2 protein-coding genes are annotated in these 15,516 nt (G+C 75.1%); both read left to right on the top strand.

The window, feature by feature from the left end:
* On the top strand, positions 1 to 5,987 hold a 5,987-nt coding region (locus ACFVYI_RS35800; RefSeq protein ID WP_387893372.1), incomplete at its 5' end, for an SDR family NAD(P)-dependent oxidoreductase.
* 11 nt (positions 5,988 to 5,998) lie between these two features.
* Entirely contained in the window at positions 5,999 to 15,478 is a 9,480-nt protein-coding gene (locus ACFVYI_RS35795) for a type I polyketide synthase (protein ID WP_387893370.1), read from the top strand.
* Positions 15,479 to 15,516 lie beyond the last annotated feature (38 nt).

Raw genomic sequence — 15,516 nt, 5'->3', positions numbered from 1 at the left:
CGGGGTTGAGTGAGGCGGACCGGGCTCGGATGCGGCGTCAGGGTGTGTTGCCGTTGGAGACCCAGGACGCCCTGCACCTCCTCGACACCGCACTCGCCACGACGGAGCCGAACCTGGTGGCGATCCGCCTGGACGCCGCCGCGCTGCGGACCGAGGCGGCGAACGACTCGCTCGCGCCCTTGATGAGGGAACTCGTACCGGCGCGGGCACGAACGGAACTGCCCGGCAGCCGGCCGGATTCCGGGTATCGGCAGCGGCTGGCGGGGCTGCCGGAGGCCGAGCGCGCTGCCGCGCTGTTGTCGCTGGTGCGGACGGAGATCGCCGGTGTCCTGGGCCACGGGACGACGGGCGGAATTCCGGCCGGCCGGGCGTTCACGGAGCTGGGATTCGACTCGTTGACCGCCGTGGACCTGCGCAACCGGCTCAACAAGGCCACCGGCCTGTCACTCCCCACGACGCTGATCTTCGACTACCCCAATCCGGCCGAGCTCGCGGGCTTCCTGCTCCCGCAGCTCGTGGAGGTACGGCCGGACGCCGACCAGCGGCGGGCCGCGCTCGATTCGACGTCCTCGCCGGTGAATCCGGCAGCGGACGAGCCGATCGCCATCGTCGGGATGGCATGCCGCTACCCGGGTGGAATCTCCTCGCCGGAGGACCTCTGGCGCATGGTGATGGCCGGCGACGAGGGCATCTCGCTGTTCCCGGAGAACCGTGACTGGGATCTCGACGCGCTCTACAGCCCGGACGCCGACCAGCTCGGCACCTTCTACACCAAGGAGGGCGGGTTCCTGCACGACGCGGGGGACTTCGATGCGGAGTTCTTCGGGATCTCGCCGCGTGAGGCGTTGGCGATGGATCCGCAGCAGCGGTTGTTGCTGGAGACCTCGTGGGAGGTGTTCGAGCGGGCCGGGATCGATCCGGCCACCGTGCGCGGCACCGATACGGGTGTCTTCGCGGGGGTGATGTACCACGACTACGCGTCGCGGCTGTCCACCGTGCCGGACGAACTGGAGGGATACCTCGGCAACGGCAGCGCGGGCAGCATCGCGTCCGGGCGGTTGTCCTACACGTTCGGTCTCGAAGGCCCTGCAGTCACCGTCGACACGGCGTGTTCGTCGTCGTTGGTGGCGTTGCATCTGGCGGTGCAGTCGTTGCGGCAGGGTGAGTGCTCGCTGGCGTTGGCCGGTGGTGTGACGGTGATGTCGACGCCGGGGGCGTTCGTGGAGTTCAGCCGTCAGCGGGGGCTGGCGCTGGACGGTCGGTGCAAGTCGTACGCGCAGGCCGCCGATGGCACGGGGTGGTCCGAGGGTGTGGGCGTGCTGCTGGTGGAGCGGCTGTCGGACGCGGTGCGCAACGGGCATCGGGTACTCGCCGTGGTGCGTGGCAGCGCGGTGAACCAGGATGGTGCGTCGAACGGTCTGACGGCGCCGAACGGTCCGTCGCAGCAGCGGGTGATCCGGCAGGCGCTGGCGAGCGCCCGGCTGAGCGCCGCCGAGGTCGACGCGGTCGAGGGCCATGGGACGGGCACCACGCTGGGCGACCCGATCGAGGCACAGGCGTTGCTCGCCACCTACGGTCAGGAGCGGCAGAAGCCGTTGTGGCTGGGCTCGGTGAAGTCGAACCTCGGCCATACGCAGGCGGCGGCGGGTGTGGCGGGTGTCATCAAGATGGTGATGGCGATGCGCCATGGCGTGCTTCCGGCGACGTTGCACGTGGACGAGCCGTCGTCGCATGTGGACTGGTCGGCGGGCGGGGTGCGGCTGCTGACCGAGCAGACGGCCTGGCCCGAGGTGGACCGCCCTCGCAGGGCGGGTGTGTCCTCGTTCGGGATCAGTGGCACCAACGCCCACGTGATCCTTGAGCAGGGGCCGGCGGAGCTGCCGGTGGAGGTGCCGGTGCAGGCCGGTCCGGTGCCGGTGGTGCTGTCCGCCGCCGGGGAGGTCGCGCTTCGTGCGCAGGCGGCGCGACTGGCGCCGCTGGTCGAGGACAGCCCGGTGGCCGTCCTGGGGCAGGCGTTGGCGACGACGCGTGCGGTGTTGGACCACCGCGCGGTGGTGGTGGCCGGTGACGCGGCCGAACTGCGGCAGGGCCTGTTGGCGTTGGCGGCGGGCGAGCCCGGCGCGGGTGTGGTCACCGGCAGTGCGACGAACGGGGGTTGGGCGTTCCTCTTCGCGGGGCAGGGCGCGCAGCGGGGCGGTATGGGAAGCGAACTGTATGAGCGGTTCCCGGTGTTCGCGAGGGCGTTGGACGAGGCCCTCGAACTCCTCGACATCCGTGGGGAGTTCTTCGGTGCGGACGCCGAGGTCCTGGAGGGGACGGGCATCGCCCAGCCGGCGCTGTTCGCTTTCGAGGTGGCGTTGTTCCGGCTCTGGGAATCCTGGGGTGTTCGGCCGGACGCGGTGGCGGGTCATTCCGTGGGTGAGGTCGTGGCCGCTCATGTGGCGGGTGTGCTGTCGCTGGCGGACGCGTGCACCCTGGTCGCCGCGCGTGGACGTCTGATGCAGGCGCTCCCGGCCGGCGGGGTGATGGTCGCGGTGGAGGTCACGGAGGAGGAGGTCCTGCCGCTGCTGGGCGACGACGTTTCGCTGGCGGCGGTCAACGGGCCGACGTCGGTGGTGGTTTCGGGTGCCGGGCCAGCGGTGGAGCGGGTCGTGGCGGCGTTGTCGGGTCGTCGTTCGCGGCGTCTGCGGGTGAGTCATGCGTTCCACTCGCCGTTGATGGAGCCGATGCTCGACGAGTTCCGTCAGGTGCTCGCGGGCCTGTCATTCGAGTCGCCGACCCTGCGGTTCGTCTCCACCGTCACCGGTGCTCCGGTCTCGGAGGAGATCGCGACGCCCGAGTACTGGGTGGAGCACGCCCGCAAGGCGGTGCGGTTCGCCGATGCGGTGTCCGCGCTGCACGCCGACGGCGTCGAGACCTTCGTCGAGCTCGGCCCGGATGGCGTCCTGAGCGCCATGGGGTCGGCCGTGGCACCGGCGGGGGTGTTCGTTCCGTCGGTGCGCCGCGACCGGGACGAGCCCGCGTCCGTGCTGACGGCGCTCGCCCACGCCCACGTCCGAGGCGCCTCGGTCGCGTGGGACGCGGTGTTCGGCCGGTCCCGGGGCCCTGCCGTCGACCTCCCGACCTATGCGTTCCAGCGGCGGCACTACTGGCTGAAGGAGGGCACGCAGTCGGCCGGTCAGGTGGCGGCGGGCTTCGGCGCCGCCGGGCACCCGCTGCTCGGGGCGGTGGTGGAGCTGCCGGACTCCGGCGGGTGCCTGCTCACCGGCACGCTGGCGCTGGAGGCGCAGGAATGGCTCGCCGACCATGTCGTCGCGGGTACCGCACTGGTGCCCGGTACGGCGTTCCTCGAATGTGCCCTACGCGCGGGCCGCGAGGTGGGCTGTGACCGGGTCGCGGAACTGGCGCTGGAGGTGCCGCTCGTCCTGCCGGAGCGTGGGGGCGTGGCGGTCCAGGTGGCCGTGGCGGCACAGGACGAGCACGGGGCCCGCCCGTTCAGCGTGTACGCCCGTCGGGGCGAGGACGCCTGGGTGCGGCACGCCACCGGCGTCCTGACCGGAACCGTGCCCGGGGAGCCGGTGTCGGGCCTGCCCGGTGCCGAGGCCGGCGGGTGGCCGCCCGCGCACGCCGTGCCCGTCGATCTCGCGGACTTCTACCCGCGCCTGGCGGAGGCCGGGTTCGGGTACGGGCCCGCCTTCCAGGGGCTGCGGTCGGTGTGGCGGCACGAGGACGAGTTCTGGGCGGAGGTGAGCCTGCCCGAGGACGTCGCCGCGCAGGCCGGCCTCTTCTCCGTGCATCCGGCGCTGCTGGACGCCGTCCTCCACGCCACCGCGCTGATCCGGCCGGAGGCCGGGCTGCCGTTCACCTGGAGCGGCGTGCGGGTGGCCCGGGCGGGTGCGGCGGAGCTGCGGGTGCGGCTGGTGCCGGCCGCCGACGGCGCGCTGTCGCTGACGGCCCACGACGCCTCGGGTGACTTCGTGCTCTCCGTCGATTCGTTGACGTTCCGTCAGGTGTCCGAGCGTCAGTTGCGGGCGGCCCGTGGCGGGCAGCAGGCGCTGTTCCGGGTCGACTGGCAGCCTGTCGCCCCCGCCGGCGGGAGCGCGCCCGGGTACGCCGTGCTGGGTCGGGACACCCTGGGCATCCTGCTCCGGGGCACCGACCGCCTCGTCGCCGACCTCGGGTCGCTGATCGGAGAGCTGCCCTCCGAGACGGCTTCGGGGATGTCTCCAGGGACGCCTTCAGGGGCGTCCGGCGAGGTGCCCGAGCTGGTGGTCCTGCCGTGCTTCGGTGCGCCGGGGCTCGCCCGGTCCACCGAAGGAGCCGACCTGCGGCCCACGCTGGAAAGGGTTCTGACGATCCTTCAGGACTGGGTGGCTGACCCGAGGTTGGAGCATGCGCGACTCGCGGTCGTCACCCGTGGCGCCGTCGCGCCGCACGACGGCGACGACGTCCCCGATCTCACCGGCGCGGCCGTGTGGGGCCTGGTGCGGGCCGCCCAGGCGGAGTACCCCGGCCGGTTCGTCCTGGTGGACGTCGACGAGCCGGACGCGCTGGCCCCGGCACTGGCCGCCGCACTCGCGGCGCGCGAGCCGCAACTCGCCGTGCGGTCCGGAGCCCTGCGGGTGCCCCGGCTGGTACCCACCGCCGGGCGGGCGGAGCCGGTCGACTGGGACCGGGAGGGAACCGTCCTGATCACCGGCGGTACCGGGGCGCTCGGCACCGAGATCGCCCGGCACCTGGTGACCGCACGCGGCGTGCGGCACCTGCTGCTGGTGAGTCGCGGCGGTGGCGGGGCGGGAACGGAGGCCCTGGCCGCCGAACTCGCCGAGCACGGCGCCGAGGTACGGGCCGTCGCCTGCGACGTGTCCGACGAGGACGACCTTGCCCGCGTGCTGGCCGCCGTCCCGGTGGATCACCCGCTCCGCGCGGTGATCCACGCGGCGGGCGTCGTCGACGACGCCGTCCTGCCCTCCCAGAGCGCCGGGCGGTTGGCCGCGGTGCTGGCGCCGAAGGCGGACGCGGCGCTGCACCTGCACCGGCTGACGCGGCATCTGTCGCTGGACGCCTTCGTGCTCTTCTCCTCCACCACCAGCCTCTTCGGCGGGCCGGGGCAGGCGAACTACGCGGCGGCCAACGCGCTCCTCAACGGGCTGGCCCGGCACCGACGCGCCGCCGGCCTCCCCGCCTCCGCGCTGGTGTGGGGGCGGTGGGAGAGCGACGGCGGCATCGTCGGCGGCCTGGCCGAGGCCGATGTGCGCAGGATGGCCCGGGCGGGGATCGGCGCGCTCTCCTCGGCCGAGGCGCTGGCGCTCTTCGACGCCGCGGTCGGGGCCGGGGAGGCCGAGTTGGCGGCCGTCCTGCTGGACCGGGCCGCCCTGCGCGCCCAGGCCCGCTCGGGCACCCTGCTGCCGCTGCTGCACGGCCTCGTGCCGGCGTCGCAGCGGCCGGGGGGCGCGGCCGCGGACCCGGACGGCGGCGCGGAGTTGCGGACCAGGCTCGCGGGGGCGGCGGAGCCCGACCGTGCCGACCTGGTGCGCCGGGTGGTCGTGCGGGAACTGGCCGGGGTGCTCGGGCACCACGACGCCGGCACGGTCGACGCCGATCGCGGTTTCTTCGAGCTGGGCCTGGACTCCCTGACGGCGATCGACCTGCGGACCCGGCTGGACGCGGCCACCGGGCTGCGGCTGCCCACCGCGGTGCTGTTCGACCACCCCAACGCCACCGCCCTGGCCCGGCACCTGACGGCGGCCCTCGCGCCCGCGGACGCGGTGGCCGACGGCGATGCCGAGCTGCGGCGGATTATCGCCGCCATTCCCGTCGACCGGTTGCGCGACGCGGGGGTCCTCGACCTGCTGTTGCGTCTGGGCGGCTCCGAGGACGAACAGAAATCGATGGATCATCACATGGCTGATTCCGGTGGTATTGACGAAATGGCTCTCGACGAATTGATCCAGATGGCACAGGATGATCAGCGAGACCGGGACTGACGGGGGTATCGGTGAACCAGAGCAAAGAGCAGATCATTGAGGTGTTACGGGGTTCGCTGAAGGAGACGGAGCGGCTGCGCCGTCGTAATCGGCAGCTCGTCGACGCGGCGCACGAGCCCATCGCCGTCATCGGAATGGCGTGCCGCTACCCCGGTGACGTACGAAGCCCCGAGGACCTCTGGCGCCTGGTCGAGGAGGGCCGCGACGCGGTCGCCGGATTCCCGGCCGACCGCGGCTGGGACCTGGAGAGGCTGTACCACCCGGACCCGGACCGGACCGGCACCAGCTACGCGCGGGAGGGCGGCTTCCTCTACCCGGCGGCCGACTTCGACCCCGAGTTCTTCGGCATCAGCCCCAAGGACGCGCTGGCCATCGACCCGCAGCAGCGGCTGCTGCTGGAGACCTCCTGGGAGGCCGTGGAGCGGGCCGGCATCGACCCGACCACCCTGCGCGGCGAGCAGGTCGGCACCTACGTCGGCGTCATGTACAACGACTACGCCGGTCGCCTGCACCGCGTCCCCGAGGGCTTCGAAGGCTATGTGGGCAACGGCAGCTCGGGCAGCGTGGCCTCCGGGCGCATCGCCTACACCTTCGGCTTCGAGGGTCCGACGGTCACCGTCGACACCGCCTGCTCCTCCTCCCTGGTCGGCCTGCACCTGGCGGTCGGGGCGCTGCGGCAGGGCCAGTGCTCGCTGGCCCTGGCCGGCGGCGTCACGGTGATGTCCTCCCCGGCGGCGTTCATCGAGTTCAGCCGGCAGCGCGGCCTCGCCCCCGACGGCCGCTGCAAGTCCTTCTCCGACCGGGCGGACGGCACCGGCTGGGGCGAGGGCGTCGGCATGCTGCTGCTGGCCCGGCTCTCGGACGCGGTGCGGGACGGGCACCGCGTGCTCGCCGTGGTGCGCGGCACCGCGGTGAACCAGGACGGCGCCTCCAGCGGTCTGACGACCCCCAGCGGGCCCGCCCAGCAGCGCGTGATCCGCGCCGCGCTGGCCGACGCCCGACTGCTCGCCGCCGACGTGGACGCCGTGGAGGCGCACGGGACGGGAACGCCGATCGGTGACCCGATCGAGGCGCGGGCGCTGCTGGCCACCTACGGCCAGAACCGCGAAGTCCCGCTGGCCCTGGGCTCGGTGAAGTCGAACATCGGCCACACCCAGGCCGCCGCCGGGGTCACCGGCGTCATCAAGATGGTGATGGCGATGCGGCACGGCACCCTGCCGCGCACCCTGCACGTGGACCGGCCGTCCCCCCAGGTCGACTGGTCGGCCGGCGCGGTCGAGCTGCTGACCGCCGCCCGGCCGTGGCCGGAACTGGACCGGCCCCGGCGTGCCGCGGTGTCCGCGTTCGGCGTCAGCGGTACCAACGCGCACGTGGTGCTGGAGCAGGCCCCCGCCGTGGAGCGGCCGGCGCGCACCGGCACCGTGCCGGTCGTGCCGTGGGTGCTCTCCGGCCGGACGGAGGACGCGCTGCGCCACCAGGCCCGCCGGCTGAGCGCGCTGGTGCAGGACCACTCGGACCTCGACCCGGTCGACGTCGCGCACACGCTGGCGACCGCGCGCACCCGGTTCGACCACCGTGCGGTGGTGCTCGCCGGCGACCGCGCCGGCCTGTGCGACGGGCTCGCCGGCCTCGCCGCCGGGCGCAGCCTGCCGGACGTCGTCCGCGGGCGGGCCGCGGGCTCGGCCCGGGTGGCGTTCGTCTTCCCCGGCCAGGGCGCCCAGTGGGCCGGCATGGCGGTGCCGCTGCTCGACTCCTCCCCGGTGTTCGCCGCGCGGATGGCGCAGTGCGCGCAGGCCCTCGCCCCGTACCTGGACCGCGACCCGCGCGACATCCTGCGCGCAGGCGCTCCGCTGGACCGGGTGGACGTCGTGCAGCCGGTGCTGTGGGCGGTGATGGTGTCGCTGGCCGAGGTGTGGCGCTCGCTGGGCGTGCGGCCCGCCGCCGTGGTCGGGCACTCCCAGGGCGAGATCGCCGCGGCCTGCGTGGCGGGCGCGCTGTCGCTGGACGACGGCGCGCGGATCGTGGCGCTGCGCAGCCGGGCGCTGCTGGGGCTCGCCGGGCGCGGCGGCATGGTGTCGGTGGCCCTGCCGGTGGACGAGGTGCGGGCCCGGCTCGCCGAGCGGGGCGGGGCGCTGTCCGTCGCGGCGGTGAACGGCCCGTCCTCCGTGGTGGTCTCCGGCGACGACGCGCCGCTGGAGGCCTTCCTGGCCGCGCTCGCCGACGAAGGCGTCCGGGCCCGCCGGATCGAGGTGGACTACGCCTCGCACTCGCACCACGTCGACGCCGTCCGCACCGACATCGCCGAGGCGCTCGGCGCGGTCGAGCCGCGCCCGTCGGAGCTCCCGTTCCACTCCACGGTCACCGGCGCGCTGCTGGACACGACCGCGCTGGACGCCGACTACTGGTACCGGAACCTGCGCGAGCCGGTCGGCTTCGAACCGGTGATCAGGGCGCTGCTCGACGACGGCGTGACCTGTTTCGTCGAGGTGAGCCCGCACCCCGTGGTGTCGGTGGGCGTGCAGGAGACCATCGACGCGGCCGGGCGTGACGCCGCCGTGGTCGGGACGCTGCGTCGGGACTCCGGCGGGCCGGAGCGGATGCTCGCTTCGGCGGCCGAGGCGTACGTCCGCGGCGTGCCGGTGCGGTGGGAGACGGTCCTCGCCGAGGCCGGACCCGCCCCGGTGGACCTGCCCACGTACGCGTTCCAGCACCGGCGGTACTGGCTCGACCTCCCCGCGCCCGGCTCGGACGAGAGCGGCCGGGACGCCTGGGAGAGCTCGTTCTGGCAGGCCGTCGACACGGCTGACGGCGAGGCGCTGACCGAGCTGCTGGCGCTGCCCGCGGACGCCCCGCTGGGCTCCGTCGTGTCGACCCTGGCGACCAGGCGCCGCGGCCGCACGGAGCGCGCCGCCCTGGACGAGTGGCGGTACCGGATCGTCTGGCGCCCGCTGGCGGTCGGCTCGGCGCCCGGCGCGTCCGGGACGTGGCTGCTCGTGGCGCCCCCGGAGCACACCGCCGACCGGCGGGTCACCGCGCTCGCCGGGGCCCTGCGGCTCAGGCGCCTGGACGTGCTGGTCACCGAGGCGGCGGACCTCGCCGACGTCGACCCCGCCGCGGTGACGGGCGTGCTGTCGCTGCTGGCCCTGGACGAGGACACCGCGCTGCACGGCACGGCGGACCTGGTCCGGGTGCTGGGCACCACCGGCATCGAGGCACCGCTGTGGTGCCTGACCGGCGGAGCGGTCTCCACCGGCGACGACGACGAGCTGACCAGCGCCGTCCAGGCCGGGCTGTGGGGCCTCGGCCGGGTGGTGGCGCTGGAGCAGCCGCGCCGCTGGGGCGGTCTGGTCGACCTGCCGCCGCACCTGGACGACACCGCCCACGACCGTCTGGTCGCCGTCCTCGGGGGCGTCGACGACGAGTGCGAGGTCGCGATCCGCGAGGCGGCGGTGTTCGTGCGGCGCATCGTCAGGGCGCCGCTGCCCGAGGCCGCCGTGGCGCCGTGGCGCCCGCGCGGCACCGTGCTGATCAGCGGCGGCACCGGACTGATCGGCGCCCACGTGGCCCGCCGGCTGGCGGCCGACGGGGCCGAACACCTCGTGCTGGCCGGACTGCGCGGACCGGACGCCCCGGGCGCGGCCGAGCTGGAGCGGGAGCTGACCGCGCTGGGCGCCCGGGTGAGCATCGTCGCCTGCGACATGTCGGTCCGGTCCGAGGTCGCGGCGCTGCTCGACTCGCTGCCCGCCGACGCTCCCCTGACGGCGGTGCTGCACGCGGCCGGTGTGCTGGCCGACGGCCTGGTCGACACCCTCACGCCGCAGCGCTTCGCCGAGGTGATGGCGCCGAAGGTGGACGGTGCGCTGCACCTGCACGAACTGACCGGCCATCTGGACCTCGACGCGTTCGTGCTGTTCTCCTCGGTCGCGGGCAGCTTCGGCGCCGCGGGGCAGGGCAACTACGCGGCCGCCAACGCCCGGCTGGACGCCCTCGCGCAGCAGCGCCGCCGCAGCGGACTGCCCGCGACCTCGATCGCCTGGGGGTCCTGGGGCGCCGGCATGGCCGAGGACGTCGCCGAACGGCTGGCGCGGCGCGGGTTCCCGGCCCTGGACCCGGACCTCGCGGTGTCCGCCCTGTTCCAGTCGATCGCCCGGGACGAGACCCACCTGGTGGTCACGCACGTCGAGTGGGACCGGGCGGCGCCGGTCTTCACGATGGCCCGCCCCAGCCCGCTGATCCGCGAGGTGCCGCAGGCGCGGCAGGCGCTGGACGGCGCCCGGACGGCCGCGGACGGCACCCGCCCGGACGCGTCGGCGCTGGCGGCGAAGCTCGCGACGGTACCGGCCGACGCCCGGCCACGGGTCCTCCTCGACCTGGTCCGCACCGAGGCGGCGGTCGTCCTCGGGCACGCCACGCCCGACGCGGTGGACGCGGCCCGCGCCTTCCGCGAGCTGGGCTTCGACTCGCTGTCGGCCGTGGAACTGCGCAACCGCCTCTCCGCGGCCACCGGGATCGCGCTGCCCGCCAGCCTGGTCTTCGACCACCCCTCGGCCCGCGCGCTCGCCGACTACCTGCTCACCCGGGTGACCGGTACCGGGCCGGCCGTCCCGGTGCTCGCCGAGACGGCGGCCGGCGCGGACGACGACCCGATCGCGATCGTCAGCATGGCGTGCCGGTTCCCCGGCGGCGTCACCACGCCGGAGCGGTTCTGGGAGCTGCTCGCCGAGGGCGGCGACGCGATCTCGCCCTTCCCCACCAACCGCGGCTGGGACCTCGGCAGGCTCTACGACCCGGACCCGCACCGTGACGGGACGACCTACGCCCGCGAGGGCGGGTTCCTGCACGACGCGGGCGACTTCGACGCGGCGTTCTTCGGCATCTCGCCGCGCGAGGCGCTGGCGATGGACCCGCAGCAGCGGCTGCTGCTGGAGACCTCCTGGGAGGCCGTCGAACGGGCGGGCATCGATCCGACCACCTTGCACGGCACCAGCACCGGCGTCTACGCGGGCGGCATGCACTCCTTCTACGGGGCGGCCACCCCGCCCGGGGAGGGGCTCGAAGCCCACCTCATGACCGGGGTGTTCACCAGCGTCCTGTCCGGGCGGGTGTCCTACACCCTCGGCCTGGAGGGCCCCTCGCTCACCGTCGACACGGCCTGTTCCTCCTCCCTGGTGGCCCTGCACCTGGCCTGCCAGGCGCTGCGCCGCGGCGAGTGCACGCTGGCCCTGGTCGGCGGCGTGGCGGTGATGCCCTCCTCGGGCGGCTTCGCGGGACTGAGCCGGCAACAGGTGCTGGCGCCGGACGGCCGGTGCAAGCCGTTCGCGGCCGCGGCCGACGGGATGGGCATGTCCGAGGGCGCCGGCGTCCTGGTGGTGGAGCGGCTCTCCGAGGCCCGCCGCAACGGCCACCCCGTCCTGGCGGTCATCCGGGGCAGCGCGATCAACCACGACGGCGCCTCCAACGGGCTGACGGCGCCGAACGGGCCGTCGCAGGAGCGGGTGATCCGGCGCACCCTGCACGCCGCCGGGCTCACGGCGCGGGACGTCGACGTGGTGGAGGCGCACGGCACCGGCACCCGGCTGGGCGACCCGATCGAGGCCAACGCCCTGCTCGCGACCTACGGCCGGGACCGGGACCGGCCGCTGTGGCTCGGCTCGGTGAAGTCCAACATCGGTCACACCGCCGCCGCGGCCGCCGTGGCCGGCGTGATGAAGCTCGTCCTGTCGATGCGGCACGGCGTCCTGCCCCGGACCTTGCACGTCGACGCCCCGTCGCCGCACGTGGACTGGGAGTCGGGCGAGATCCGGCTGCTGACCGAGGCCCGGCCCTGGGAGCGCCTGGACGGTCCGCGCCGCGCGGCGGTCTCCTCGTTCGGGATCAGCGGGACCAACGCCCACCTCGTCCTGGAGGAGCCCCCGGCGGCCGACCCGGCGGACCAGGCCGACCCGGCCGACCTGCACGACCCGGCCGAGCTGCCCGAGGCGGCCGAGGACGGCGAGCGGCCCGCGCCGCCGGCCGTCGTCCCCTGGGTGCTGTCCGCCCGGACCGGCCGGGCCCTCGACGAGCAGCTCCAGCGGCTGCGGAGCAGGCTCGCCGAACAGCCGGACCTCGACCCGGCCGACGTCGGGCACTCCCTGGCGCACGGCCGTGCGCTGTTCGCCCACCGCGCCGTCCTGCTCGGCACCGACACCGCCGGACTGTCCCGCGCGGCCGCCGGGGAGAGCGTCGCGGACGCCGTGCGGGGCGTCGCCGGCGGCGAGGCGCGGCCGGTGTTCGTCTTCCCCGGGCAGGGCAGTGAGTGGCCCGCCATGGGGCGCGAACTCCTGGCGACCGCACCCGCCTTCCGCGAGCAGGCCGAGGCCTGCGACGCGCAGATCCGCGCCCTGACCGGCTGGTCGGTGCTCGACGTGCTGCGCGGCGACTCCGAGCCGTCCGAGGACCGGCTGGACGTGTACCAGCCGGTGCTGTTCACCATGATGGTGTCGCTGGCCGCGCTGTGGCGCTCCCACGGGGTGGAGCCGGCGGCCGTGGTGGGGCACTCGCAGGGCGAGGTCGCCGCCGCGTACATCGCGGGAGGCCTGTCCCTGGAGGACGCCGCACGGATCATCGTGGTCCGCAGCGACGCCTGGGCCACCCTGGCCGGGAGCGGCGGGATGACCGCCGTCCTGCTGCCGGCCGACGAGGCGGCGCGCCGGATCGAGCCCTGGGGCCCGCGGCTGTCGGTGGCCGCCGTCAACGGGCCGGGCTCGTGCACGGTCTCCGGCGACGCCGAGGCCTGTGACGCGTTCGTGGCCGCCTGCGCGGCCGACGGCATCCGGGCCCGCCGGGTGCCCGGCGTGACGGTGGCCGGGCACTCGGCCCATGTGGACGCGCTGCGCGAGCGCCTGTTGCGCGACCTCGCGCCGGTCACGCCCGGGCCGGGCAGGATCCCGATGTACTCCACGGTGACCGGGGACGTGGTCGACACCGCGACCCTCGACGCCGCCTACTGGTACCGCAACGTCCGGGAGACGGTGGCCTTCGAGGCCGCCGTCCGGGCGATGGGCCGCGACGGGTACCGCACCTTCGTCGAGGCCGGCCCGCACCCGCTGCTGGCGCTCTCGATCCAGGAGACCGTCGAGCAGCAGGGCGGCGAGCCGGTCGTCGTCCCCACGCTGCGCCGGGACGAGGGCGGCCTGCGGCGGTTCCTGGCGTCGGCCGCCGAGGCCCATGTGAGCGGGGTGACCGTCGACTGGCGGGCCGCGTTCCGGGGGGCGGGCGCCCGCCGGGTCGACCTGCCCACGTATCCGTTCCAGCACGAGACCTACTGGCTGGACACCCCGGTCGCCGGGACCGTCCCGGTCGCCGGTGCGGCCGGCGCCGTCGCGACCGCGGCCGACCAGGCCTTCTGGGCCGCGGTCGAACAGCAGGACCTCACCGCGCTGACCTCCACCCTGGAGATCGGCACCGACGCCGAGCCGGCGGTGCGGGCGGCGCTGCCCGTCCTCGCGTCCTGGCGCCGGCAGCTGGACCGGCGCTCCGCCGTGGACTCCTGGACCTACCAGGTGACCTGGCAGCCCCTCGCCGCCGCCCCCGCGGCGGCGCCGGGCGGCAGCTGGCTCACCGTGGTGCCCGCGGCCCTGGCCGGTCACCCCACCGTCACCGCGCTGGTGGAGGCCCTCGAACGGGCCGGCGCCAAGGCGGTCCGGGTCGAGGTGGGCGCCGCCGAGCTCGACCGGGAGGTCCTGGCGCAGCGCCTGCGGGCCGCCGCCGACGGGGCCGAGGTCACCGGCGTGCTGTCGCTGCTGGCACTCGACGGCTCCCCGAGCCCGGACCGCCCCACGGTCGCCGCGGCCACCGCGGGCACCCTGGCCCTGGTACAGGCGCTCGGCGACACCGGTTCGGCCGCCCGGCTCTGGTGCGTCACCAGCGGCGCGGTGTCCGTGGACGACAACGACCCGCTCCGTGACCCGACCGCCGCCCAGGTCTGGGGCCTGGGCCGGGCCGCCGCGCTCGAACAGCCCGAACGCTGGGGCGGCCTGATCGACCTTCCGCAGGAGGTGGACCGACGGGCGCAGGACCGGTTCGTCGAGGCACTGGCCGGTCTGGGCGCGGAGGAGGACCAGCTGGCCGTCCGCGCCACCGGCGTCCTCGGCTGCCGGCTCGTCCGGGCCGCGGCCCCGGGCCCGGACACCGGGTGGCGGCCCACGGGCACCGTGCTCGTCACGGGCGGCACCGGCGCGCTCGGCCGGCACGTGGCCCGGTGGCTCGCCGGCGAGGGCGCGACGCACCTCGTCCTGGCCGGCCGGCGGGCCACCTCCGCCGTCGGCGCCGACGAACTCGTCGCCGAACTCACCGCCCTGGGTGCCCGGGTGACCCTCGCGGACTGCGACGCGGCGGACCGCGCGGCCCTGGCGCGGCTGCTGGCCTCGGTGCCCGAGGACGCCCCGCTGACCGCGGTGATGCACGTCGCCGGCGTGGTCGACGACGGCCCGGTCGACGCGCTGACCCCGGAACGCCTGGAGCGGGTCTTCGCCTCCAAGGTCACCGCCGTGGACAACCTCCACGCGCTGACCGAGGGCCTGGACCTCACGGCGTTCGTGCTGTTCTCCGCGTTCGGCGCCACCGTCGGCAGCACCGGTCAGGCCAACTACTCGGCGGCCAACGCCTACCTGGACGCCTTCGCCCGCCACCGGCGGGCGCGCGGGCTGCCGGCGACCTCGGTGGCCTGGGGCGCGTGGGGCGGCGGCAGTCTCGACTCGCGCGACGACGCCGAGGCCCGGCTTCGCAGCCGGGGCGTGCGCGCGATGGATCCCGAGCTCGCGATGGACGCACTCCGTCGCGCGGTACGGCACGATGAAACGTTTCTGCTCGTGGGCGACATCGAGTGGGACCGCTTCGCCCGGGGCCTCGCCTCGCTGCGGCCCAGCCCGCTGCTCGGCACGGTGCCCGAGGCACTGGCGGCCATGGCGGAGGCCGGGGCCGGCGGCAACACCGACTCGGTGGACACCCTGTCCGCCCTGCGCGACCGGCTGGCCGCCCTCTCCGAACCGGAGGGCGACGACCACGTCCTGACCCTGGTACGCGCCGAGCTCGCCGCGGTGCTCAGGTACGCCACCCCCGACGCGCTCGACGTGGACGGCCCGCTGACCGGGCTCGGACTCGACTCGGTGACGGCGGTCGAACTGCGCAACCGGCTCAGCCGGCTCAGCGGCATGCGACTGCCGGTCACCCTCGTCTTCGACCACCCGACCGCGCGGGCCGTCACCACCCACCTGCTGGAGCGGATCCGCGAGGACTCCGGCAGCCCGGCCGCGGCGCTGCTGGAGGAGCTCGAAACGCGATTGCCCGCAATCGCCACCGACGACCTCACCCGCAAGGTCGTCATCACCCGGCTGACCTCGCTGCTCGCGCAGCTGACCGAGGAACAGCCGGAGAACGCGTCCGTCGAACTGGCGGAGGCCACGGACGACGAGTTGATCGAGTACATCGGCAAGGAATTCGGCATCTCCTGACCGTCCGGCCGACAGGCTTTCGTTCTTCGAGAGGCACT

Source organism: Kitasatospora sp. NPDC058218, assembly GCF_042882445.1.
GTDB lineage: Bacteria > Actinomycetota > Actinomycetes > Streptomycetales > Streptomycetaceae > Kitasatospora.
Note: the sequence above shows the minus strand (reverse complement) of the source record. Positions and strands in the feature narration are given on the sequence as shown.